Origin of the sequence: Pseudomonas sp. URIL14HWK12:I5, from assembly GCF_900176445.1 — a bacterium.
GTDB lineage: Bacteria > Pseudomonadota > Gammaproteobacteria > Pseudomonadales > Pseudomonadaceae > Aquipseudomonas > Aquipseudomonas monteilii.
The window spans coordinates 343,907-367,759 of sequence record NZ_FWXQ01000001.1 but is presented as its reverse complement, the minus strand read 5'-3'; the positions used below and the strand labels follow the sequence as shown (position 1 = coordinate 367,759).

The 23,853-nt window shown below is 62.2% G+C and carries 20 protein-coding genes; 6 read left to right on the top strand and 14 right to left on the bottom strand.

Annotated elements, in window-relative coordinates; genetic code table 11:
* Nucleotides 1-152: 152 nt before the first annotated feature.
* Nucleotides 153-431: a DUF3077 domain-containing protein gene (locus tag B9A31_RS01750; RefSeq protein WP_050547871.1), complete on the bottom strand. Its 279-nt coding sequence runs from the start codon at nucleotides 429-431 to the stop codon at nucleotides 153-155.
* 523 nt (nucleotides 432-954) lie between these two features.
* Here B9A31_RS01750 and B9A31_RS01745 point away from each other — a divergent pair.
* Nucleotides 955-1,410 carry an REP-associated tyrosine transposase gene (locus tag B9A31_RS01745; RefSeq protein WP_019098650.1) on the top strand — a complete coding sequence of 152 codons (456 nt, stop codon included), beginning with the start codon at nucleotides 955-957 and terminating at the stop codon, nucleotides 1,408-1,410.
* A gap of 106 nt (nucleotides 1,411-1,516) precedes the next feature.
* Here the strand turns inward: B9A31_RS01745 and B9A31_RS01740 are convergent, their stop codons facing one another.
* The 7 genes from B9A31_RS01740 to B9A31_RS01710 form a co-directional block, all read right to left on the bottom strand.
* Nucleotides 1,517-2,410 carry an ABC transporter permease subunit gene (locus B9A31_RS01740; RefSeq protein ID WP_019098651.1) on the bottom strand — a complete coding sequence of 298 codons (894 nt, stop codon included), beginning with the start codon at nucleotides 2,408-2,410 and terminating at the stop codon, nucleotides 1,517-1,519.
* Complete coding sequence (locus B9A31_RS01735; protein WP_174244686.1) at nucleotides 2,407-3,288, bottom strand: ABC transporter permease subunit; 882 nt, start codon at nucleotides 3,286-3,288, stop codon at nucleotides 2,407-2,409. The genes B9A31_RS01740 and B9A31_RS01735 overlap by 4 nt, the downstream gene beginning before the upstream one ends.
* 35 nt (nucleotides 3,289-3,323) lie before the next feature.
* Nucleotides 3,324-4,466: a polyamine ABC transporter ATP-binding protein gene (gene potA, locus B9A31_RS01730; RefSeq protein ID WP_016392438.1), complete on the bottom strand. Its 1,143-nt coding sequence runs from the start codon at nucleotides 4,464-4,466 to the stop codon at nucleotides 3,324-3,326.
* A 70-nt stretch (nucleotides 4,467-4,536) separates the two neighbouring features.
* Nucleotides 4,537-5,631, bottom strand: coding sequence for a polyamine ABC transporter substrate-binding protein (locus tag B9A31_RS01725; RefSeq protein WP_019098654.1), 1,095 nt, complete (start codon nucleotides 5,629-5,631; stop codon nucleotides 4,537-4,539).
* Nucleotides 5,632-5,789: 158 nt separating this feature from the next.
* Nucleotides 5,790-6,887, bottom strand: coding sequence for a polyamine ABC transporter substrate-binding protein (locus B9A31_RS01720; RefSeq protein ID WP_019098655.1), 1,098 nt, complete (start codon nucleotides 6,885-6,887; stop codon nucleotides 5,790-5,792).
* Nucleotides 6,888-7,057: 170 nt separating this feature from the next.
* Nucleotides 7,058-8,419: an aspartate aminotransferase family protein gene (locus tag B9A31_RS01715; protein WP_019098656.1), complete on the bottom strand. Its 1,362-nt coding sequence runs from the start codon at nucleotides 8,417-8,419 to the stop codon at nucleotides 7,058-7,060.
* A gap of 46 nt (nucleotides 8,420-8,465) precedes the next feature.
* Nucleotides 8,466-9,824, bottom strand: a complete 1,359-nt coding sequence (locus B9A31_RS01710) for a glutamine synthetase family protein (RefSeq protein ID WP_019098657.1) — start codon at nucleotides 9,822-9,824, stop codon at nucleotides 8,466-8,468.
* A gap of 574 nt (nucleotides 9,825-10,398) precedes the next feature.
* Between B9A31_RS01710 and B9A31_RS01700 the strand changes: the two genes are divergently transcribed.
* Nucleotides 10,399-11,775, top strand: coding sequence for a glutamine synthetase family protein (locus B9A31_RS01700; protein WP_016712594.1), 1,377 nt, complete (start codon nucleotides 10,399-10,401; stop codon nucleotides 11,773-11,775).
* Nucleotides 11,776-11,864: 89 nt separating this feature from the next.
* Here the strand turns inward: B9A31_RS01700 and argA are convergent, their stop codons facing one another.
* The gene (gene argA / locus B9A31_RS01695) at nucleotides 11,865-13,163 is read right to left on the bottom strand and encodes an amino-acid N-acetyltransferase (protein ID WP_013974710.1); all 1,299 of its coding nucleotides are present in this window, start codon (nucleotides 13,161-13,163) and stop codon (nucleotides 11,865-11,867) included.
* Nucleotides 13,164-13,286: 123 nt separating this feature from the next.
* Nucleotides 13,287-14,429: an acetylornithine deacetylase gene (gene argE, locus B9A31_RS01690; protein WP_084296614.1), complete on the bottom strand. Its 1,143-nt coding sequence runs from the start codon at nucleotides 14,427-14,429 to the stop codon at nucleotides 13,287-13,289.
* Nucleotides 14,430-14,543: 114 nt separating this feature from the next.
* Between argE and B9A31_RS01685 the strand changes: the two genes are divergently transcribed.
* Nucleotides 14,544-15,911 (top strand): CYTH domain-containing protein, encoded by a 1,368-nt coding sequence (locus B9A31_RS01685; RefSeq protein WP_019098660.1) that lies wholly within the window; start codon nucleotides 14,544-14,546, stop codon nucleotides 15,909-15,911.
* 101 nt (nucleotides 15,912-16,012) lie between these two features.
* Here the strand turns inward: B9A31_RS01685 and B9A31_RS01680 are convergent, their stop codons facing one another.
* Nucleotides 16,013-16,483, bottom strand: a complete 471-nt coding sequence (locus tag B9A31_RS01680) for an Lrp/AsnC family transcriptional regulator (RefSeq protein WP_019098661.1) — start codon at nucleotides 16,481-16,483, stop codon at nucleotides 16,013-16,015.
* Nucleotides 16,484-16,609: 126 nt separating this feature from the next.
* Between B9A31_RS01680 and B9A31_RS01675 the strand changes: the two genes are divergently transcribed.
* From B9A31_RS01675 to B9A31_RS01665, 3 genes are all read left to right on the top strand, one after another.
* The gene (locus B9A31_RS01675) at nucleotides 16,610-16,915 is read left to right on the top strand and encodes a hypothetical protein (RefSeq protein ID WP_016712599.1); all 306 of its coding nucleotides are present in this window, start codon (nucleotides 16,610-16,612) and stop codon (nucleotides 16,913-16,915) included.
* A gap of 96 nt (nucleotides 16,916-17,011) precedes the next feature.
* A complete protein-coding gene (locus B9A31_RS01670; RefSeq protein ID WP_084296613.1) occupies nucleotides 17,012-18,685 on the top strand; it encodes a GspE/PulE family protein in 1,674 nt (557 codons plus the stop codon).
* Between the two features lie 88 nt (nucleotides 18,686-18,773).
* Nucleotides 18,774-19,088, top strand: coding sequence for a DUF2388 domain-containing protein (locus tag B9A31_RS01665; RefSeq protein ID WP_019098663.1), 315 nt, complete (start codon nucleotides 18,774-18,776; stop codon nucleotides 19,086-19,088).
* A 94-nt stretch (nucleotides 19,089-19,182) separates the two neighbouring features.
* On the opposite strand, the gene gcvP is transcribed toward B9A31_RS01665, so the two are convergent.
* The 3 genes from gcvP to gcvT form a co-directional block, all read right to left on the bottom strand.
* Nucleotides 19,183-22,056 (bottom strand): aminomethyl-transferring glycine dehydrogenase, encoded by a 2,874-nt coding sequence (gcvP, locus tag B9A31_RS01660; protein WP_027609988.1) that lies wholly within the window; start codon nucleotides 22,054-22,056, stop codon nucleotides 19,183-19,185.
* Nucleotides 22,057-22,248: 192 nt separating this feature from the next.
* Complete coding sequence (gcvH, locus tag B9A31_RS01655) at nucleotides 22,249-22,632, bottom strand: glycine cleavage system protein GcvH (RefSeq protein ID WP_084296612.1); 384 nt, start codon at nucleotides 22,630-22,632, stop codon at nucleotides 22,249-22,251.
* 51 nt (nucleotides 22,633-22,683) lie between these two features.
* Entirely contained in the window at nucleotides 22,684-23,766 is a 1,083-nt protein-coding gene (gcvT, locus tag B9A31_RS01650; protein ID WP_025752162.1) for a glycine cleavage system aminomethyltransferase GcvT, read from the bottom strand.
* Nucleotides 23,767-23,853: the final 87 nt, after the last annotated feature.

Below are 23,853 nucleotides of genomic sequence, written 5' to 3'. Positions count from 1 at the left end.
CGATAAACATCACTGGCGGGGAACAACCGGGCATTTTCGACGCCTACGCGGGCCCTTTCGCGGGCTCGCCCGCTCCCACAGGCTAAGTGCCCACCTTGAGACCTGCGCTGTACCTGTGGGAGCGGGCATGCCCGCGAAGAGGCCGGTACAGGTCAGACCTGAACTGAAGTCCTGTTCAGCCCCAACTCAATGTCATCGATCAGTGCTTTGGCAAAGCCACTCAGGATTCTTGCTGCGCTACCTGCCAATCGGTCATTTTCCATCTCGGCTTCGGTCGTCAGGTGGTTGATGCATCCGAGCATGACTGACAGTTCGGAGAAGGCATGGTTGAACGGGATATTGGCCTGGACGCGGAAGAGGTCCATGCAGGTTTCTTGGCCGACGGTGGTGCTGTTACTTACTTGGTGAGCATCAAGATCGTGCGTTGTCATGGTTGGAATCCAATGTCGTTTATTGAACCGCCAACTCGTCTTTCTCACGGACAAGGGGTGGCAGCCATACGCGGGGTGAGAAACCGAGGACATTGAACCCGGCCAGGCCGAAGCCTGCCCACGTAGGCTGCCATGACTGGAAACCCATACAACATCGTTCGGGTTCTCACACCCGATCACCACAGATGGCGACCCAACGACGTTATCCCTGGGGCATTTCCCCTACAACAGAGCAGCTTCCACACGGCTCGTAGGATAATTCCCAAGCTGCTCTGACTGAAGCATTGGGTTTGAATTGATGAAAAGTCGTACGGCTTGAGGGCCCTTTCGCGGGCTTGCCCGCTCCCACAGGGAAAGCGCCGGCCTTAAGGCCTGTGCCGTACTTGTGGGAGCGGGCGAGCCCGCGAAGAGGCCGGCACATCCACCCAAATACTTCTGCCATATCCAGAAATGATCAGCCACTCGGCAGTGGCAGTTGAACCGCTACCGTTCAAGGAGCGTTTCAATTTCAAGGAAGCTTGCGATGCCGTTAGCTGAATCCCACCGGCTCCGCCAAGGGCGCTTTTCCGAGCCAGGCAGGCTCTACATGCTGACTACTGTGACGCACCAACGACAGCCACTGTTTCATGATTTCCACCATGCTCGTCTGGTGGTCAAACACCTGCGAGTTTCACATGACATTCGGGACTGCCACTCTCTGGCCTGGGTAGTCATGCCTGACCACTTGCACTGGCTGATCGAACTGAGGGACGTGACATTGGGAACACTGATGCGCAAGTTCAAATCACGCACAGCCATTGCATTGCGCAAAGCAGGTTTGGGGCATACACGGATATGGCAACCGGGTTACCAGGACCATGCACTGCGGCGGGAAGAAAGCCTGGTGCATGTGGCCCGCTACATTGTGGCCAATCCTTTGAGGGCTGGTCTGGTCAAGAGTGTCAGGGACTATCCACACTGGGATGCGGTATGGCTTTGAATCGGTGCTGGGGCCTTCGCGGGCTTGCCCGCTCCCACAGGTACATCACAGCTTTCAAGCCAGTGGTGAACCCTGTGGGAGCGGGCAAGCCCGCGAAAGGGCCAGGTCAGGCCGAAGCAGCCACCTGCGCCGAGCGCTTGACCTGCGGCTGCGAAGCATTGGCCGCCGCACCTTCTTCGATCGCCTGCTGAATCGCCTTGCGACGACGCTCTTCGGCCTGGCGGCTGAAGTACCAGACAAAGAAGGTCACCAGCGACACCGACAGCAGGATCAAGCTAGCCACAGCGTTGATCTCTGGCTTCACGCCCAGGCGCACCGCGGAGAACACTTCCATCGGCAAGGTGGTCGAGCCCGGGCCTGACACGAAGCTGGCCAGTACCAGGTCATCCAGCGACAGCGCGAACGACATCATGCCGCCCGCCGCCAGCGACGGCGCGATCATCGGGATGGTGATCAGGAAGAACACCTTCCACGGCTTGGCACCCAGGTCCATTGCCGCTTCCTCGATCGACAGGTCCAGCTCACGCAGGCGTGCCGACACCACCACCGCCACATACGCCGCACAGAACGTAGTATGGGCGATCCAGATGGTGACGATGCCGCGCTCCTGCGGCCAGCCGATCATCTGCGCCATGGCCACGAACAGCAGCAACAGCGACAGGCCGGTGATCACCTCGGGCATTACCAAGGGCGCGGTGACCAGGCCACCGAACAGCGTGCGGCCCTTGAAGCGGGTGACCCGGGTCAGCACGAAGGCCGCCAGGGTCCCCAGCGCCACCGCGGCCACCGCCGTGTAGCAGGCGATTTCCAGCGAGCGCATCACCGAACCCATCAGCTGGGTGTTGTCGAGCAAGCCGACGTACCACTTGATCGACCAGCCACCCCACACCGTCACCAGCTTGGAGGCGTTGAACGAATAGATCACCAGGATCAGCATCGGCAGGTAGATGAACAGCAAGCCCAGCACCAGCATCAGCTTGGAGAAACTGAAGCGTTTCATGCGCGGCCCTCCATTTCTTTGGCCTGGCTGCGGTTGAACAGCAGGATCGGCACGATCAGGATCGCCAGCATCACTACCGCCAGGGCAGAGGCCACCGGCCAGTCACGGTTGTTGAAGAACTCTTGCCACAGCACCTTACCGATCATCAGGGTTTCCGGGCCGCCGAGCAGTTCAGGGATCACGAACTCGCCCACCACCGGGATGAACACCAGCATGCAGCCGGCGATGATGCCGTTCTTCGACAGCGGTACGGTGATCTTCCAGAAGCTGTTGAAGGTGCTCGAACCCAGGTCCGAAGCGGCCTCCAGCAACGAAGGGTCATGCTTCACCAGGTTGGCGAACAGCGGCAGGATCATGAACGGCAGGTACGAATAGACCACGCCGATGTACACCGCCAGGTTGGTGTTGAGGATTTGCAGCGGCTGGTCGATCAACCCGGTCCACAGCAGGAAGCCGTTGAGCAGGCCGTTGTTGCTGAGGATGCCCATCCAGGCATAGACACGGATCAGGATCGCGGTCCAGGTCGGCATCATGATCAGCAGCAGCAATACCGTCTGCGTCTCCTTCTTGGCGTTGGCAATGGCGTAGGCCATCGGGTAGCCGATCAGCAGGCACAGCAGGGTGCTGAAGAAGGCCATCTTCAGCGAGCCCAGGTAGGCCGAGAGGTACAGCTCATCCTCGGTCAGCAGGCCGTAGTTGGCCAGGTTGAGCACCAACTGGATCTTGTCTTCGACGTAGCTATAGATCTCGGTATACGGCGGGATCGCCACGTCGGCTTCGGCAAAGCTGATCTTCAACACGATGAAGAACGGCAGCATGAAGAACAGGAACAGCCAGATGAACGGCACGCCGATCACCAGGTGCCGCCCCTCCGGAATGATGCGCTGGAGTGCTCGCTTGAGCTTGCGAGGTTTCATGACCGCAGCACCACGCCGCTGTCGTCTTCCCACCACACGTACACTTCATCGCCCCAGGTCGGGCGGGTGCCCTGGCGCTCGGCGTTGGCAACGAACGACTGGACGATCTTGCCGCTCGGCAGCTCCACGTAGAACACCGAATGACCACCCAGGTAGGCAATATCGTGCACCTTGCCGCGCGACCAGTTGTGCTCGCAGGTCGGTTGCTGGCTGGTGACCAGCATCTTCTCCGGGCGCAGGGCATAGGTGATGTGCTTGTCTTCCACCGACGTGGTGATGCCGTGGCCCACGTAGATCTTGCGCTCAAGCTCCGGGCTGGCAATGATCGCGTGGCCTTCGGCGTCGTCGACCACTTCGCCTTCGAACAGGTTGACGTTACCGATGAACTCGCACACCAGGCGGCTGGTCGGGGTCTCGTAGATGTCCACCGGCGAGCCGATCTGGGCGATCCAGCCCAGGTGCATGATGGCAATGCGCTGGGCCATGGTCATGGCCTCTTCCTGGTCGTGGGTCACCATTACGCAGGTCACACCCACGCGCTCGATGATCTCTACCAGTTCCAGCTGCATCTGCGAACGCAGTTTCTTGTCCAGCGCGCCCATCGGCTCGTCGAGCAGCAGCAGCTTGGGGCGCTTGGCCAGGGAGCGTGCCAGGGCCACACGTTGACGCTGGCCACCCGACAGCTGGTGCGGCTTGCGCTTGGCGTACTGGGTCATGTGTACCAGCTTGAGCATCTCGGCCACGCGGGCGTCGATCTCGGCCTTGGGCATCTTGTCCTGCTGCAGGCCGAAGGCGATGTTCTGCGCCACGGTCATGTGCGGGAACAGCGCATAGGACTGGAACATCATGTTGATCGGCCGCTCGTAGGGCGGCATGTCGGTGATGTCGACGCCATCGAGGAAAATCCGCCCTTCAGTCGGGCGCTCGAAGCCGGCCAGCATGCGCAGCAAGGTGGACTTGCCCGAGCCGGAGCCACCCAGCAGGGCGAAGATCTCGCCCTTGCGGATTTCCAGGGACACATCGTCCACGGCTACGGTTTCGTCGAATTTTTTCGTAACCCGGTCGATCTTGACCAGCACCTGCTTGGGTTGCTGGCCACCCTCGAGGGCTTTTTTATAGGCACCGGAGGCAACTGCCATGAGTGAAACTCCCAACAAGATTTTTGTGCCCGCGCGGCCTGGTCTGCAGGTGCGCTGCGGGTCTGGATAATTACTTGCCCGACTTGACCTTGGTCCAGCTACGGGTCATCAGCCGTTGCACCTTGGGTGGCAACTCTGAGTTCACGAACATCTTGTCCAGCACTTCCTGCGGTGGGTAAACCGCGGCGTCAGTCCTCACGGCCTGGTCCATCAGGTCGCCAGCCTTGGGGTTCGGGTTGGCGTAACCGACGTAATCACTGACCTGGGCGATAACCTCAGGCTTCAGCAAATAGTTGATGAAGGCATGCGCCTCTTTGACGTTCTTGGCATCTTTGGGGATCGCCAGCACGTCAAACCAGAGGTTGCCGCCTTCCTTGGGAATGGCGTAGGCCAGGTTCACGCCCTTCTTCGCTTCTTCAGCGCGGGCCTTGGCCTGGAACACATCACCCGAGAAGCCCGCCGCGACGCAGATGTCGCCGTTGGCCAGGTCGGTGATGTACTTGGACGAGTGGAAGTAGGTCACGTAGGGGCGTACGGCCAGCAACTTCTGCTCGGCTTTTACATAATCCTTGGGGTCGGTGCTGTTGGGGTTGAGCCCCATGTAGTTGAGCACCGCCGGGAGCATTTCATCCGCCGAGTCGAGGAAGGCCACACCGCACTTGGAGAGCTTCTTCATGTTCTCGGGCTCGAACAAGACGGCCCAGGAGTCGATGGTGTCCACGCCCAGCGCGGCCTTCACCTTGTCGACGTTGTAACCAATGCCGTTGGTGCCCCAAAGGTAGGGAACGGCGTACTGGTTGCCCGGGTCGTTCTTTTCCAGGCGTTTCATCAGCGCCGGGTCGAGGTTGGAATAATTGGGCAGCAGGTTCTTGTCGAGCTTCTGGAACGCGCCCGCCTTGATCTGCTTGCCGAGGAAATGGTTGGACGGCACCACCACGTCATAGCCGGTGTTACCGGCCAGCAGCTTGCCTTCCAAGGTTTCGTTGGAGTCGAACACGTCCTGCACGGGCTTGATGCCCGTGGCTTTCTCGAAGTCCGCGAGTGTGGTTGGGCCGATGTAGTCGGACCAGTTGTAGAAGTGCACCGTAGGCGCCGCTTGGACGCTGCATGCCAGCGTCAGGCCCGCACCAGCCATCAAGGCCTTGCGGAATACAGAAATAGACAAGTGGGTGCTCCTCACAATCAGTGCCTGGGTAGCGACAATGCTGCCGCACACGCAAAACCGGCGCGCAACTTACCTTCGCAGCTTCGATGCCGCAATCATCAATTGCCTTTCACTGGCTCTGGGCCGGGAAACCCCGGCCCAGAGGTGCCGCATCGGGGTTATTTGCCCGACTTGATCTTGGTCCAACTGCGGGTGATCACACGCTGGGCAGAAGCTTCAGGCGCAGCGATTGCGTACAGCTGCTTCTTCACTTCGGCTGGCGGGTAGATGCTTGGGTCGCTGGTGATGTCTTTGTCCACGAACGGGGTAGCGGCAGCGTTGCCATTCGGGAAGCGCACGGCGTTGGTGATTTCAGCCATGATTTCTGGCTGCATCAGGAAGTCCATGAACTGGTAGGCAGCGTCTTTATGTTCGGCATCTTTCGGGATGGCGACCATGTCGTAGAAGGTGCCGGCACCTTCTTTCGGAATCACGTAGTCCACTTTGACCTTGTCGCCAGCTTCGTGGGCGCGGGCCTTGGACTGCTCCAGGTCACCCGAGTAACCGACGGCCACGCAGATGTTGCCGTTGGCCATGTCGCCGATGTACTTGGACGAGTGGAAGTAGGTGATAGAAGGACGAATCTTGAGGAACAGGTCCTCGGCGGCCTTCAGGTCTTCTTTCTTGGTGCTGTCGGTCGGCAGGCCCAGGTAGTGCAGCGCGGCTGGCAGCATTTCGGTCGGGGCGTCGAGGAAGCTCACGCCGCAGCTCTTGAGCTTGGCGATGTTCTCAGGCTTGAACACCACGTCCCACGAGTCGATCTTGTCCACGCCCAGCGCGGCCTTGACCTTCTCCGGGTTGTAGCCGATGCCGATCGAACCCCACATGTACGGGAAGGCGTGCTTGTTGTCCTTGTCGCTGGCGTCGCCAACGGCTTTGAGCAGATCGGTGTCGAGGTTCTTCCAGTTCGGCAGTTTGGAGCGGTCCAGTTCTTCGTACACACCGGCCTTGATCTGCTTGGCCAGGAAGTTGTTGGACGGCACCACGATGTCGTAGCCCGACTTACCGGCCAGCAGCTTGGCTTCGAGGGTTTCGTTGCTGTCGAAGACGTCGTACTTGACCTTGATACCGGTCTGCTTCTCGAACTTGGCGATGGTGTCTGGTGCGATGTAGTCCGACCAGTTGTAGACGTTCAACACCTTGTCTTCAGCCTGTGCAGCAGTAGCCATGGCACCCATCAGGGCTGCGGCCAGCAACGTCTTGCCCATTTTATTCATGCGTCATGCTCCAGATTTTTTTGATTAGCCATCCGTTCAGCAGCCAGGTCCCGCAGTACACGCGTTTGGGCGACTGAAGCAGTCGCTAGTCTGGCAAGTTACAAGGCTCTGTTTCAAGGAAAGCAGGGCCTTGTAACGACTTAATGTCACATCGCTAGCCTAGCAAACTGTCAACGGATCGCTTCGAGCGTCAAGTCGAGGCACTTGCGGGCCTTTTCCACCAGTTCATCGATCTGCGCGTGGCTGATCACCAGCGGCGGGGCGATGATCATGGTGTCGCCCACTGCGCGCATGATCAGGCCATTCTCGAAGCAGAAGTTACGGCAGATCATGCCCACGCCCTTGCCTTCGTAACGGCTGCGCGTGGCCTTGTCCTTGACCAGCTCGATCGCGCCAAGCAGGCCCAGGCCGCGTACTTCGCCCACCAGCGGGTGGTCCTGCAGCTCACGCAAACGCTTTTGCAAATACGGTGCCGCTTCGGTGCGCGCCTTCTCGATAATGTGCTCGTCGCGCAGGATGCGCAGGTTTTCCAGGCCCACTGCAGCCGCTACCGGGTGACCCGAGTAGGTGAAGCCGTGGTTGAAGTCACCCCCTTCGCTGAGTACCTGGGCAACCTTGTCACGCACGATCACACCGCCCATGGGGATGTAACCGGAGGTCAGGCCCTTGGCGATGGTCATCAGGTCGGGCTTGAGGCCGTAGTAGTCGGAGCCGAACCACTCGCCGGTACGGCCGAAACCGCAGATCACTTCGTCGGCGACGAACAGGATGTCGTACTTGGCGAGGATCTCCTTCACCTTCGGCCAGTAGGTTTCCGGTGGGATGATCACGCCGCCGGCGCCCTGGATCGGCTCGGCGATGAAGGCGGCGACGTTGTCTTCGCCGACTTCGAGGATTTTCTTTTCCAACTGCTCGGCTGCCCACACACCGAACTGGTCCGGGGTCATGTCGCCACCTTCACCGAACCAATAAGGCTGCGGGATGTGCACGATGCCCGGGATCGGCAGGCCGCCCTGTTCGTGCATGCCGCTCATGCCGCCCAGGCTGGCACCGGCCACGGTGGAGCCGTGGTAGCCATTGATGCGGCCGATGATGGTCTGCTTGTCCGGCTTGCCCTTCAGCGCCCAGTAGTGGCGCACCATACGCAGCACGGTGTCGTTGCCTTCAGAGCCGGAGCCGGTGAAGAACACATGGGTCATGCCTTCGGGCGCCACGTCGGTGATCGCCTTGGCCAGTTCCAGCGCAGGCGGGTGAGCGGTCTGAAAGAACAGGTTGTAGTACGGCAGTTCGCGCATCTGCTTTTCTGCCGCCTGCACCAGTTCTTCGCGGCCGTAACCGACCGCCACGCACCACAGGCCGGCCATACCGTCGAGAATCTTGTGCCCCTCGCTGTCCCACAAATGCACACCCTGGGCCTTGGTGATGATGCGCGGCCCCTTGGCTTTCAGCTGCTTGTAGTCACTGAAAGGTGCGAGATGATGCTCCCCGCTCAGGGTTTGCCATTCACGGGTTTGCGGGTTGTTGACGCTCATGTGCTTCTCCGTTGTTCGACAGCCGCGTCCTGCGGCACCAAGTTGATCAGACAGCAAACAGCAGGAACTCACGCTCCCAGGAACTGATGACTCGCTTGAAGTTCTCGTGCTCGGCGCGCTTGGTGGCGACGTAGCCGGTGATGAACTTCTTGCCCAGGTACTGCACCAGTGCACGGCTGTTTTCCATGCGTTCCAGGGCATCTTCGATGGTCAGTGGCAGGCGTAGGTTGCGGCGTTCGTAGCCACGGCCCTGCACCGGCGCGCTGGCATCGATGCCTTCGACCATGCCGATGTAGCCACACAGCAGGCTGGCGGCGATGGCCAGGTAAGGGTTGGCGTCGGCACCTGGCAGGCGGTTCTCGACCCGGCGGCTTTGCGGGCCGGCGTCCGGCACTCGCAGGCCGACGGTACGGTTTTCCTCGCCCCATTCCACGTTCACCGGCGCCGAGGTATCGGGCAGGAAGCGGCGGAAGGAGTTGACGTTGGGGGCGAACAGCGGCAGCGCCTCGGGGATGAACTTCTGCAGGCCACCGATGTGGTTGAGGAACAGCGCGCTCATGCTGCCGTCTTCGTTGCTGAAGATGTTCTTGCCGGTGGCCACGTCGACCACGCTCTGGTGCAGGTGCATGGCACTGCCCGGCTCGCCGGTCATCGGCTTGGCCATGAAGGTGGCGGCCACGTTGTGCTTGAGCGCCGCTTCGCGCATGGTGCGCTTGAACACCAGAATCTGGTCGGCCAGATGCAGCGCGTCGCCGTGACGGAAGTTGATTTCCATCTGCGCCGTGCCGTCTTCGTGAATCAGCGTGTCCAGGTCCAGCTGTTGCAGTTCGCACCAGTCGTAGACGTCTTCGAACAGCGGGTCGAATTCGTTGGCGGCTTCGATCGAGAACGACTGACGTCCGGTTTCCGGGCGGCCCGAACGGCCAACCGGTGGCTGCAGCGGGAAGTCCGGGTCTTCGCTGCGCTTGGTCAGGTAGAACTCCATCTCGGGCGCGACGATCGGCTGCCAGCCCTTGTCGGCGTAGAGCTTGAGCACTTTTTTCAGCACGTTGCGTGGCGACAGTTCGACCGGGTTGCCCTTCTTGTCGTAGGTGTCGTGGATCACCTGCGCGGTCGGCTCGATGGCCCACGGCACCAGAAACACGGCCTTCTCGTCAGGGCGGCAGATCATGTCGATGTCTGCCGGATCGAGCAGTTCGTAATAGATGTCGTCGTCGACGTAGTCGCCGGTCACGGTCTGCAGCAGCACGCTCTCAGGCAGGCGCATGCCTTTTTCGGCGATGAATTTGTTGGTAGGCGAAATCTTGCCGCGCGTGATGCCGGTCAGGTCACTGATCATGCATTCGACTTCGGTAATCTTGTGCTCTTTCAACCAATCGGTGAGCTGGTCGAGGTTGTTACTCATAAATACCTCAGGAGGTAAGGTGGTCCACGCTCTGATTCTGGATGGAGTACATTGCTAAAGCAAAAACCCCCGCGCAGAGCCACAGTGGATACACTGAAAACAGCTGTGTCCGTAATGAGTTCGAAAGGCAGGAAGACGAAGCGAAGAGCGGCAAGCCGCTACGAGGGCGGGCCCGGGAGCGCCAAACGTCAATTATTGCGGCCAGGGCGGCCATGCCATTGACGAAGCTTGCAAAAACGGCGGAGGTACCCGATGGCACTGCCCAGGCAGTGCTTTCAGGTCGCGGCAAGCGGACCATATGACCCTCGTATTATTGTGTTTTGGGTTGAGGCCGAGCTTAGCCTTGTTCATTTTTTTACACAACACCTCCGTAAAAAATAAAACACGGCGCCTCGGAGATAGCCCTTTACGCGGGAAATAGCGGATAATGGCTTGCCCCGATATGCAGCAAATCTGCCGTAGATGTGCCATTTCAGGGCATCATGGGGTTGGCTTGACATCAGTATGGCTTTTCGATTGACTGGTCCTGCAAGCCCCCCTTGATTGATATTTTTAACAACAAAGGTGTTGCATCATGTCGGTACCCCCGCGTGCCGTTCAGCTTAACGAAGCGAACGCGTTCCTTAAGGAACATCCTGAGGTTCTCTACGTTGACCTTCTGATTGCAGATATGAATGGTGTGGTGCGTGGCAAGCGCATAGAGCGCACCAGCCTCCACAAGGTTTACGAGAAAGGCATCAACCTGCCTGCCTCCCTCTTCGCCCTGGACATCAACGGTTCCACCGTCGAAAGCACCGGGCTGGGCCTGGACATCGGCGATGCTGACCGCATCTGCTACCCGATCCCTGGCACCCTCTCCAACGAACCCTGGCAAAAACGCCCGACTGCCCAGCTGCTGATGACCATGCACGAGCTGGAAGGCGAGCCGTTCTTCGCCGACCCGCGTGAAGTGCTGCGCCAGGTGGTGAGCAAGTTCACCGAAATGGGCCTGACCATCTGTGCCGCGTTCGAGCTGGAGTTCTACCTGATCGACCAGGAGAACGTGAACGGCCGCCCGCAGCCGCCGCGCTCGCCGATTTCGGGCAAACGCCCACAGTCGACCCAGGTGTACCTGATTGACGACCTCGACGAATATGCCGACTGCCTGCAGGACATCCTCGAAGGCGCGAAAGAGCAAGGCATCCCGGCCGACGCCATCGTCAAGGAAAGCGCCCCGGCGCAGTTCGAAGTCAACCTGCACCACGTGGCCGACCCGCTCAAGGCCTGCGACTATGCGGTACTGCTCAAGCGGTTGATCAAGAACATCGCCTACGACCATGAAATGGACACCACCTTCATGGCCAAGCCCTACCCGGGCCAGGCAGGCAACGGCCTGCATGTACACATTTCCGTGCTGGACAAAGATGGCAACAACATCTTCACCAGCGAGGATCCCGAGCAGAACGCCGCGCTACGTCACGCTGTCGGCGGTGTGCTCGAGACCCTGCCAGCGTCCATGGCGTTCCTCTGCCCGAACGTGAACTCGTACCGCCGCTTTGGCGCGCAGTTCTACGTACCGAACGCGCCGAGCTGGGGCCTGGACAACCGCACCGTGGCCTTGCGCGTGCCGACCGGCTCGCCGGACGCCGTGCGCATCGAGCACCGCGTGGCCGGTGCCGACGCCAACCCGTACCTGATGATGGCTGCCGTGCTGGCGGGCGTGCACCATGGCCTGACCAACAAGATCGAGCCGGGTGAGCCGATTGAAGGCAACTCGTACGAGCAGCTGGAGCAGAGCCTGCCGAACAACCTGCGCGATGCCCTGCGCGAGCTGGACGACAGCGAGATCCTGAACAAGTACATCGATCCGAAGTACATCGACATCTTCGTCGCGTGCAAGGAGAGCGAGCTGGAGGAGTTCGAACACTCGATCTCCGACCTCGAGTACAACTGGTACCTGCATACCGTGTAAACAAAAACGCCGCCCCCAAGGGCGGCGTTTTCGTTCAAGATCGGTGTCGCCTGCTTCGCGGGCGAGCCCGCGAGGAGGCCGGTACAGGCTTACAGAGGCTTCTCGAAGATTTTCGAATTGCGCTGGTAGTTGTACAGCGAAGCCCGCGCCGCTGGCAGCCGCTCGACCCCGCTCGGCGCAAACCCGCGTTCGCGGAACCAGTGCGCGGTACGCGTCGTCAGCACGAACAGGGTGTTCAACCCCAACTGCCGCGCCCGGCTTTCGATGCGCTCCAGCAGCTCGTCGCCACGCCCGCCATGTCGGTACTCCGGGTTCACCGCCAGGCACGCCAGTTCACCGGCGTCGGAGTCGGCAATCGGGTACAACGCCGCACAGGCGATGATCATGCCTTCGCGCTCGACCACGCTGAACTGCTCGATCTCCCGCTCCAGCACCTCACGCGAACGGCGCACCAGAATGCCCTGCTCTTCCAGCGGGCTGATCAATTCCAGCAAACCGCCCACGTCCTCGATGGTCGCCTCGCGCACCACTTCGAACTGCTCCTGCGACACCAGCGTGCCGCCACCGCCACGGGTGAACAGCTCGGTCAGCAAGGCGCCGTCCTCGGCATAGCTGACGATATGGCTGCGCGCCACGCCGCCTTTGCAGGCTTCGGCCGCGGCATCCAGCAATTCGCCCTGGTAATCACTGCCCAAACGCTGAAGATGTGGGGCAACCTGCTGTGGGCGCAGCTCGCGCACCAGCTTGCCATCTGCATCCAGCAGCCCCGGCTCTGCGCCGAACAGCAGCAGCTTGTCGGCGCCCAGCTCGATGGCAGCGCGGGTGGCCACGTCTTCGCAGGCCAGGTTGAAGATTTCACCGGTGGGCGAGTAGCCCAGCGGCGACAACAGCACGATGGAGCGCTCGTCGAGCAGGCGGCTGATGCCCTTGCGGTCGACCCGGCGCACTTCGCCGGTGTGGTGGTAGTCCACGCCTTCGAGCACGCCGATCGGCCGCGCCGTGACCAGGTTGCCGGACGCCACGCGCAAGCGCGAGCCCTGCATGGGCGAAGCGGCGATGTCCATCGACAGGCGTGCCTCGATGGCCAGGCGCAGAGCGCCGACGGCATCGATCACGCAATCCAGGGTGGCGGCATCGGTGATGCGCAGGCCACGGTGGTAGTGCGGGGTCAGGCCGCGATCAGCCAGGCGGCTTTCGATCTGCGGGCGCGAGCCATGCACCAGCACCAGGCGCACGCCCAGGCTGTGCAGCAGCACCAGGTCGTGGACGATGTTGCCGAAATTAGGGTGTTCCACCCCATCGCCAGGGAGCATGACCACGAAGGTGCAGTCGCGATGAGCATTGATATACGGGGAGGCATGACGCAGCCAGTTGACGTAGTCGGGCATGACAGGGCCTGTGGATAAGTGGACGGAGAACGGCGGTACAGGGGCGTTCAGGATCATCGTCGGAACAGGCTTGCGGTCACGCGCGGTCTCCTCTAGGCAGGAACGAATCAGCTCAATGGACGTTTAGTTCAGGCAATAGTGCCGGATCAGGTCACGCAATAGACGCACGGTAGGCTCGATTCGTGACATTTCAAGGTATTCGCCGGGCTGGTGGGCACAGGCGATGTCGCCAGGGCCCAGCACGATGGTCTGGCAGCCCAGCTGCTGAAGATAAGGCGCTTCGGTGCCGAACGCCACCGCTTCGGCGCGGTGGCCGGTCAGGCGCTCCGCCACTTTCACCAGCTCGGCATCGGCGGCCTGCTCGAACGGCGGCACCTCCGGGAACAGCGGCGCATAGTCGATGCGCACATCATGGCGCTCGGCCACCGGCACCAGCTTCTCGCGGATGGCGGCGCGCAACTGCTCCACGTCCATGCCCGGCAACGGCCGCAGGTCGAACTCCAGGGCGCACTGGCCACAGATGCGGTTGGGGTTGTCACCCCCGTGGATACAGCCGAAGTTCAGGGTCGGCGTCGGCACGGTGAACTGCGGGTTGCGGTAGGTTTGCTGCCATTGCTGGCGCAGGCCCATCAGTTCGCCCATTACCGCGTGCATGGCCTCCATGGCGCTGCGGCCCAGGTTTGGGTCCGACGAATGGCCGCTGCGTCCGAGGATGTCGATGCGGTCCATGAGGATGCCCTTGTGCATGCGGATCGGTCGTAGCCCGGTCGGCTCGCCGATTACCGCCGCGCGGCCCAGCGGCTGGCCGGTTTCGGCCAGGGCGCGGGCGCCGGACATGGAGCTTTCTTCGTCGCAAGTGGCGAGGATCAGCAGCGGTTGCTTGAAGTCGTGCTCCAGCAGCGGGATGACGGCTTCGATGACCAGGGCGAAGAAGCCCTTCATGTCGCAGCTGCCCAGGCCGACCCAGCGGCCATCGACCTCGGTCAGCTTCAGTGGGTCGCTGGCCCACAGCTGTTCGTCATAGGGCACGGTGTCGCTGTGCCCCGCCAGCACCAGGCCGCCCGGGCCTGTGCCACGGCTGGCCAGCAGGTTGAACTTGCCGGGGCTGACCTGCTGGATGTCGCACGTGAAACCCAGGTCGCCCAGCCAGCCGGCCAACAGGTCGATGACCTGGCGGTTGGACTGGTCCAGCGCGGGCTGGGTGCAACTGACCGAAGGCGCGGCGATCAAGGCGGCAAACTGGTCTTTCAGCGTCGGCAACGGCATGCGCATACTCCTCGGAAGCGTTGCCCATCATAGGACTATCCGCTGTCTGGAATAAACCGTTGGCGGCGGACTGCTGTAGACTCTGCGTCAACCACGCCCCCCTTCGAGTCTGTGATGCACAAAGAAACCGAACTGAAGCTCCGCGCCAGCCGCGAGACCCTTGCCGCCCTGCGCGAGCACCCTCTGCTGAAAAAGCGCAACAAGTCCGGCTGGCAGACCCGCGAACTGCTCAACCAGTACTTCGACACCCCCGAGCGTGAGCTGTCCGCCGCCCGTGTTGCCCTGCGCCTGCGCCGCGACGGCGACGCCGTCATCCAGACCCTCAAGTGCCGCGGCACCAGCGTGGCTGGCCTGTCCGAGCGCAACGAGTACGAGTGGAACCTGGACAAGGTCAAGCTCGACCTGAAGAAGCTGGACGCCACCTGCTGGCCCGAGCAACTGGCCAACCTGGACAAGAAAACCATCAAGCCGCTGTTCACCACCGACTTCAGCCGTGAATACGCCGAAATCGCCTGGGGCCGTGGCAAGAGCAAAGTCGTGATCGAGGCTGCGTTGGACCAGGGCTTCGTGATCGCAGGCAAGCGCAAGGAAGAAATCTGCGAGCTGGAGCTGGAACTGCGCGAAGGTGAACCGCAAGCCCTGCTGGAGCTGGCCGCCGAGCTGGCCGCCAGCCTGCCCCTGATGCCCTGCGACATCAGCAAGGCCGAGCGTGGCTACCGGCTGCTGGAGCCGGACAGCTACGAGCTGGGCCTGCCGCACACCGAGCTGGACGCCGAAATGGCCGTGGACGATGCCTACGCCGCCTTGGCCTGGCAACTGCTGGGCAGCAGCCAGCGTCTGGCCGAGCAATACCGCCACAACGGCCACTGGCGCCTGCTGCAGGACTGGGTCGAGTGCCTGAGCGAGCTGCGCGCCATCACCGCCAGCCTGGGCCAGGCCGCGCCACGCGCCACTACCCGCGACCTGCGCAGCAGCCTGGACGCCCTGCTGGAAGACTGGCGCCCGCTGGTACAGGCGGGCAACGATGACGAAGACATCCGCCGCGCCGCGCCCGAGCAGTTCGCCGAAGAGCTGGAAGACGTGCGCTGGGGCCAGTTCTCGCTGGAAACTTCGCGCTGGCTGCTGGCCCGCGCCTGGACTGCCGAGCGCAAGGGCCGTGGCGAGCGTCAGGGCAAGGCGCAGCTGGCCAGCTGGCTGGGACACCTGCTGGGCGAGGAAGGCCGTGCGTTGAAGCTGCCGCTGTACACCCAGCGCCCGGAAGACCTGGCCGAGCAATTACCACGTATCGAACAGCTGCTGGCCTGGCTGCACCATGCCCGCCAGGCGCTCGAAGCGCCGCAGATGGACCGCCTGTATGGCGACCTGAAGAAGCTGCATGAGCTGGCTGAGCTGCCGATCAGCGATGAAGTGCTGGAGGCGCGTATCGAGCAGGCTCGGGCGGTAGACCAGAGCCGCGGCTGGAAGCATCTGCTCAAGGCGTGATAGCGCGTCGCCTTCTTCGCGGGCTCGCCCGCTCCCACAGGTACAGCGCAGGCCTCAGGCTTGGCGCAATACCTGTGGGAGCGGGCATGCCCGCGAATGCTTCAACGCGACAGTGGCAGGCTGGTGGTGGATTTGATCTCCGATAGTGCCACAATCGAATTCACTTCCTGAATACCCGGCACGTTCGACAGCTTTTCGAAGAAGAAGCGCTCATAGGCCTCGATGTCCGATGTGACGATCCGCAGCAGAAAGTCCACCGAGCCCATCAGCACATAACACTCCAGCACCTCCGAGAACCCGCGAATCGCCTCGGTGAACTCGGTGAAGTTGGAGCGCCCGTGCGCATTGAGCTTCACCTCGGCGAAAATCTGCGTGTTCAGGCCGACCTTCTTGCGGTCAAGCAAGGTCACCTGCCCACGAATCACCCCCTCCTCCTTCAACCGCTGAATGCGCCGCCAGCACGGCGATTGCGACAGCCCCACACGCTCGGCGATCTGGGCGCTGGACAGCGAAGCGTCTTCCTGTAGCAACTCAAGAATGCGACGGTCGTAGGCATCCAGCTCGCTTTGCATTGATGATTCTCCAAATGGGTAATTTTCGAATAGATTTATTCGACAAATCCAAAAAACCACCAAATCATAGCGAAAAAATACCGCCCTCAACGTGCAAGAATTTCTCCCACATTCGCGGAGACCAGCATGAACGCACAACCTCGTACCGACACCTGGGCCGCCAGCAACGCCCACAGCACCGTGCACTACCGCCTGCAAGCGGAAGCCGAGCCCGACAGCCTGTGCCGGGTGCTCAACCTGTTTGCCCTGCAGTTCCTGACGCCGCACAGCGTGCAGGTCAGCCAGCAGGACGACTGGCTGAATATCGAAGTCGGCATTGGCGGGCTGAGCTGGCACCGGGCCGAGGTGATTGCGCAGAAACTGCGTAACCTGGTGTGTGTGGGCGAAGTGAGCCTGACCAACCAGCAACGGGTGGAACTGGCGGTGGTCTGACAGCCACAGCAAAATCCCGAAACCCTTCAGCTTCGGTGCACCTCCCCCATCCGTCTAGCCTTGGTCAGGACTCCCTCATCAGGCACGGACGCCAACATGCACTCTCCCGAAAATCCAGCACTCGACCTCAAGCGCGTGCTCGAAGCCCTGCTCGCCGACCAGCACCTGCACGCCAACGACACCCTGCAAGTCCTCGAACACGCAACCGCCCACCCGGCAAGCCACCCGCTGGAGCTGATCGCCGCCTGCGGACTGCAAGACCGCCAACACCCCGGCCAGGTTCTGGACCTGGACCGCCTCTGCCAATGGCTGGCCGGCAAGGTCGGCCAGCCCTACCTGCGCATTGACCCCATGCAGCTCGACCTGCCCCAGGTAGCCGGCCTGATCTCCCCGGCCTTCGCCCAGCGCCACGGCATCCTCATTGTCGCCGCCGACGCGTCCAGCATCACCGTCGCCAGCGCCCAGCCCTACCAGGATGACTGGCAGGCAGACCTGGCCCGCAGCCTGGGCCGGCCAATCCGCCGCGTGCTGGCCAGCCCGGCGCAGATCCGCCAGTCAGGGCAATCGTTCCAGCGCTTGGCGCAGTCAGTGAAAGGCGCGCAACACCAGCAGTCGGCCAGTCTGGGCGAGCTCGAACAGCTATTGGAGCTGGGCAAGCGTCAATCCGAGGCCAGCGCGGACGACGCGCACATCGTGCATATCGTCGACTGGCTGCTGCAGTACGCCATCGAGCAACGCGCCAGCGATATCCACCTGGAGCCACGCCGCGAACAGGGCCAACTGCGCTACCGCATCGATGGCCTGCTGCATACCGTTTACACCTTTCCCGCCAATGTCACCCTGGCGCTGGTGAGCCGCCTGAAACACCTGAGCCGCATGGATGTCGCAGAAAAGCGCCGACCACAGGACGGTCGCCTGCAAAGCCGGCAGCCGGGCGGCGGCGAGGTGGAGCTGCGGCTGTCTACCCTGCCGACCCCGTTCGGCGAAAAACTGGTACTGCGCCTGTTCGACCCGCACCAGGTGCACGAGGGCTTCGACCGCCTCGGCCTGGAAGGGCCGCAACTGGCCCGCTGGCAAAGCCTGCTGCGCCAGCGCCAGGGCATCATTCTGGTCACCGGCCCCACGGGTTCCGGCAAGACCAGCACGCTGTACGCCAGCCTCAAGCTGCTGGCCACGCCACAGGTCAACCTGTGCACCATCGAAGACCCGATCGAACGCCTGGAACCCGCCTTCAACCAGTTGCAGGTGCAGCCCGCGCTGGACCTGGGTTTTGCCAACGGGGTGCGCGCCATGCTGCGCCAGGACCCGGACATCATCATGATCGGTGAAATCCGCGATCGCGAAACCGCGCTGGTGGCAGTGCAGGCAGCCCTGACCGGGCACCTGGTATTGTCGACCCTGCATACCAACGATGCCTGTTCGGCCATCACCCGCCTGCAAGAGCTGGGTGTGGCCGATTACCTGATCAAGGCGACCCTGGTCGGGGTCATGGCTCAGCGCTTGGTGCGTACTGTGTGCACCGACTGCCAGGCCCATGCATCAGCAACCTGCCGAACCTGCCGTGGCACTGGCTTTCACGGGCGCACTGGGTTGTTCGAACTGCTGCAACCCAGCGAAAACCTGCGCGCCTTGATTGGCCCGAACGCCGATCTGACCGATCTACGGCGCCAGGCGCTGGCCGATGGACTGATTGACCTGCGCCGTTGCGGGGAGGCCAAAGTGGCTAGCGGGCAAACCCGCCCAGAGGAAGTGCTGCGCGTCTGCACCTGACGAAAAGTCCTTTGTATTCAAGGAACTTGCCTCACCGGAAAAGATCCAACGGCGCATCTTCAACCCTCACCCTTCGAGGTGTTTCAACATGCGTCTCAAAACCGCCATCGCCGCCGCTGCCTTGCTTTCTCTGCCTATTGGCTCGGCCATGGCCGATACCTTTTGGCGTAACGTGATGACTTCCGGTGCTACCACGGCATCGAGCTACCTGACCTCGCACGATCACAAGCTGGTAGTAGCGGCACAGGATGATGCCGGCAGCTTCGTGGCCAGCGAAGGCGCCATTCGCGGGCCGTTTCTGGAGGCGGCGTTGAAGCAGGTGCGGGCGGAGAACCCGGGGATGCAGGCTTCTGACATGGAGCTGGCGAATGCCATCCTGGCCAAGAATGCGGTAGCCGAATAACCGCGTCGCCCGCTCCCACAGGGATCGCGCGAGGTTTGAGCCCTGTGCAATTCCTGTGGGAGCGGGCATGCCCGCGAAGAATCCAACACCGATTTTAGCGATACGCCTCCACCGGCACACACGAACAGAACAGGTTCCTGTCCCCATACACGTTGTCGACCCGGTTCACTGCCGGCCAGTACTTGTGCTGGCGCACATGCGCACTGGGCGCCACCGCCTGCGCCAGGGTATAGGGCCGATCCCACACCCCCAACACATCTTCCAATGTATGCGGCGCATGCTTGAGCGGGTTGTTTTCCGCCGGCCAGTTGCCCTCCTGCACCTCGGCAATCTCTGCACGAATCGCCAGCATCGCCTCGACAAACCGGTCCAGCTCGGCCTTCGACTCACTCTCGGTCGGCTCCACCATCAGCGTGCCCGGCACCGGGAATGACATGGTCGGGGCATGGAAGCCATAGTCCATCAGGCGTTTGGCCACATCCTCTTCACTGATGCCGGTCTGCGCTTTCAGCGGCCGCAGGTCGAGGATGCACTCGTGCGCCACGCGCTGGTTGCGCCCGCGATAGAGCACCGGGAAGGCACCGCCCAGCTGGCTGGCCAGGTAATTGGCCGAGAGAATGGCCACCTCGCTGGCATCAGCCAACTGCGGCCCCATCATGGCGATGTACATCCAGCTGATCGGCAGGATGCTCGCGCTGCCCCAAGGGGCGGCGCTGACCGCGCTGTTGTTCGGGTCCAGGCCAGGCACCGGCACCACCGGGTGGCTGGCGACAAACGGCTTGAGGTGCGCGCGAATGCCGATCGGCCCCATGCCCGGGCCACCACCGCCGTGGGGGATGCAGAAGGTTTTGTGCAGGTTCATGTGCGAAACATCGGCCCCAATGTCCGCCGGGCGCGCCAGGCCTACCTGGGCATTTAGGTTGGCGCCGTCCATGTACACCTGGCCGCCGTGCTGATGCACCACCTCGCAGATTTCCCGAATGCCTTCTTCGTACACACCATGAGTCGATGGGTAAGTGATCATCAGGCACGACAAGCGCTCGCCAGCTGCGTGGGCCTTGCCCTTGAGGTCGGCCAGGTCAACGTTGCCATGATCGTCGCAATCAACGATCACCACCTCCATGCCGGCCATCTGTGCCGAAGCCGGGTTGGTGCCGTGGGCTGACGAGGGAATCAGGCACAGTGTGCGCTGTGGCTGATGGCGGCTGCGATGATAGCGGGTAATGGCCATCAGCCCGGCGTATTCACCCTGGGCACCGGAGTTGGGCTGCATGCAGATGGCATCGAAACCGGTAATCGCGCACAACCAGCTTTCCAGCTCGTCGATCATCGCCTTGTAGCCCGTGGCCTGCCCTGCCGGGGCAAACGGGTGCAGCTGCGCAAAACCGGGCCAGGTGATAGGGATCATCTCGCTGGTGGCATTGAGCTTCATGGTGCAGGAACCCAGAGGGATCATCGACTGGTTCAGCGCCAGGTCCTTGTTCTCCAGCTGTTTGAGGTAGCGCAGCATTTCGGTTTCGCTGTGGTGCTGATTGAACACCGGGTGCGCGAGGAAAGGTGTACGCCGCACCAGGTTGGCAGGGATGCCTTCAGGCAGGGCCAACTGGTCGAGGGCGACAATTTCCAGGCCGTGATCCACCCCCGCGAAAATGTCGAGCAAGCGCAGCACCGTCTGTTCGTTGCAGGTTTCGTCCAGGCTCACGCCCAAGTGCCCACGGCCGAGGATCCGCAGGTTGATCTGCGCAGCTTCGGCGCTTTCGATGATGGCCGCCTGGGCCCCGCCAACATCCAGGGTAAGGGTATCGAAAAAGTGCTGGTTGAGGCGCTTGATGCCTTTGGCCTCAAGCCCTGCCGCCAGGATAAAGGTCAGCCGATGCACACGCTGGGCGATGCGTTGAAGACCTTCCGGGCCGTGGTACACCGCATAGAAGCTGGCAATGTTGGCCAGCAGCACCTGGGCAGTGCAAATGTTGGAATTGGCCTTCTCGCGGCGGATATGTTGCTCGCGGGTTTGCAGGGCCATGCGTAGCGCGGTGTTGCCACGGGCATCGCGCGACACGCCAATGATACGCCCCGGCATGGCCCGCTTGTAGTCGTCCCGGCAGGCGAAGTAGGCCGCGTGGGGGCCGCCGTAGCCCATCGGCACGCCAAAGCGCTGGGTCGAGCCCAACACCACATCGGCACCCAGCTCGCCGGGCGGTGCCAGCACTACCAGGCTGAGCAGGTCGGCGGCCACGCAGGCCAAGGCCTGCTGGCTGTGCAACTGGTCGATCAGCGGGCGCAGGTCGCGCACTTCGCCGTGGGTGTCGGGGTACTGCAACAAAGCACCGAACACCGCGTGTTTGCCAAGGTTATCCACAGCGTCGACGATCAGCTCGAAGCCAAAGCCTTCGGCGCGGGTCTTCAACACTGACAAGGTTTGCGGGTGGCAGTGCTCGTCGGCAAAGAAGGCGTTGCTCTTGTTGCGCGCCACCCGCTTGGCCAGGGCCATGGCTTCGGCGGCAGCGGTCGCTTCGTCAAGCAGCGAGGCATTGGCCAACGCCAACCCGGTGAGGTCGATGACCATTTGCTGGAAGTTCAGCAGCGCCTCCAGGCGGCCTTGGGCGATTTCGGGTTGGTACGGCGTGTAGGCGGTGTACCAGCCGGGGTTTTCCAGCACGTTGCGCAGGATGACCGTAGGGGTGATGGTGCCGTGGTAGCCCATGCCGATCAGGCTGGTCCACACCTGGTTCTGTTCGGCGTAGGCGGCGAGCTTGGCCAAAGCGGCCTGTTCGTCCAACGCTGGCGGCAGGTCGAGGGGGCGGTTGAGGCGGATGTCGGGGGGGACGGTCTGCTCGATCAGCTCACTGCGGGTGGCAATACCCAGGGCGTTGAGCATGGCCTGCTGCTCTGCGGCATCGGGGCCCAGGTGGCGACGCAGGAAAGGGTTGAGCTCTTGCAGTTGATGCAGGGATGGCGACTGTGACATGACGACGCTCTCTTCCTAGACCGGGTCTCATGGAGACTTATAAGTCTAGGAAGGGATCGGGGATGCTGCGGGAAAACTTGTTTGCAGGCCCGGCCTCTTCGCGGCTAAAGCCGCTCCTACAGGGATCGCACCGGCTTTGGCTGCGGCGCAGTTCCTGGGAGCGGCTTTAGCCGCGAAGCAGGCGACGTGGTCTTACTCGCCGATAGCAGCGGCGTAACCGGCAGCATCCAGCAGCTTCTCCAGCTCGGCCGGGTTGCTTGGCTTCAGTTTGAAGATCCATGCACCGTAAGGCCCTTCGTTGAGCTGCTCCGGGCTGTCGGCCAGCTCTTCGTTGACCGCAATCACTTCGCCACCGATCGGGGCGTAGATGTCCGAAGCGGCTTTTACCGACTCGACCACACCAGCAGCGTCGCCTGCAGCGAACACCTTGCCAACTTCGGCAAGCTCGACGAACACCACGTCACCCAGGGCTTGCTGGGCGTGGTCGCTGATGCCCACGGTCACAGTGCCGTCGGCTTCCAGGCGAGCCCACTCGTGGCTTTCGGCAAAACGCAGGTCAGCGGGGATATTGCTCATGTGTTGAATTCCTCGATTGGCTCAGCGGTACGCCCGCCGGTTAAAAATGGTTCAGATCAGGATCTTGCCGTGGCGCACGAAGGTCGGTTTGACGACCCGCACCGGGTACCACTTGCCGCGAATTTCCACCTCGGCCCGGTCGCCGGTGGCCATGGGCACGCGCGCCAAGGCAATGGACTTGCTCAGCGTAGGCGAGAAACTACCACTGGTGATCTCCCCTTCGCCAATCCCGGCTACGCGCACCACCTGGTGGGCACGCAGCACGCCGCGCTCTTCCAGCACCAGGCCGACCAGTTTTTCCTGCACGCCGTGCTCGATTTCCGCCAGCAGGCCGCTGCGGCCGATGAAGTCGCGCTCGGCCGGCTCCCAGGCGATGCTCCAACCCAGGTTGGACGTCAGCGGTGTGTGGGTTTCATCGATATCCTGGCCGTACAGGTTCATGCCGGCCTCCAGGCGCAGGGTGTCGCGGGCGCCAAGGCCACTGGGCGCGATGCCAGCGCCGACCAGGTCGTTGAAGAAGGCTACGGCCTGCTCACCCGGGAAGATGATCTCCAGGCCGTCCTCACCGGTATAGCCGGTGCGGGCAATGAACCAGTCGCCTTCGCTGACGCCCTCGAACGGACGCAACTCGCGGATGAGTGCAGCGCGCGCAGGGCTGAGCAGCGCTGCGACTTTTTCGCGGGCATGTGGCCCCTGAATGGCGAGGATGGCCAAGTCGGGCCGGACCTGGAAGTCCACGGCAAAACCGGCTCGCTGCTGCTGCAACCAGTCAAGCACCTTGGCACGGGTGGCGGCATTGGTGACCAGACGGTAGCCGCTTTCTGTGCGGTAGACGATCAGGTCGTCAATAACCCCGCCCTGCTCGTGCAGCAACGGGCTGTACAACGCCTTGCCGGTGTCGTCGAGGCGGGCCACGTCGTTGGCCAGCAAGCGCTGCAGCCAAGCGGTGGCGTCGCTGCCGTCGACATCGATCACGGTCATGTGGGAAACATCGAAAACGCCGCAGTCACTGCGCACCTGGTGGTGCTCCTCGACCTGCGAGCCATAGTGCAGGGGCATGTCCCAGCCACCGAAATCGACCGTTTTGGCGCCTAGCGCCAGGTGCAGGTCATACAAAAGCGTGCGCTGTCCCATGGGTTTCTCCTTCCGGGCGTGGCGAAGCGGCGGCGGTCGATGACGTTGGTCGTCAGCTCTTGTTGTAAGGACCCGCCGCGCGAATGC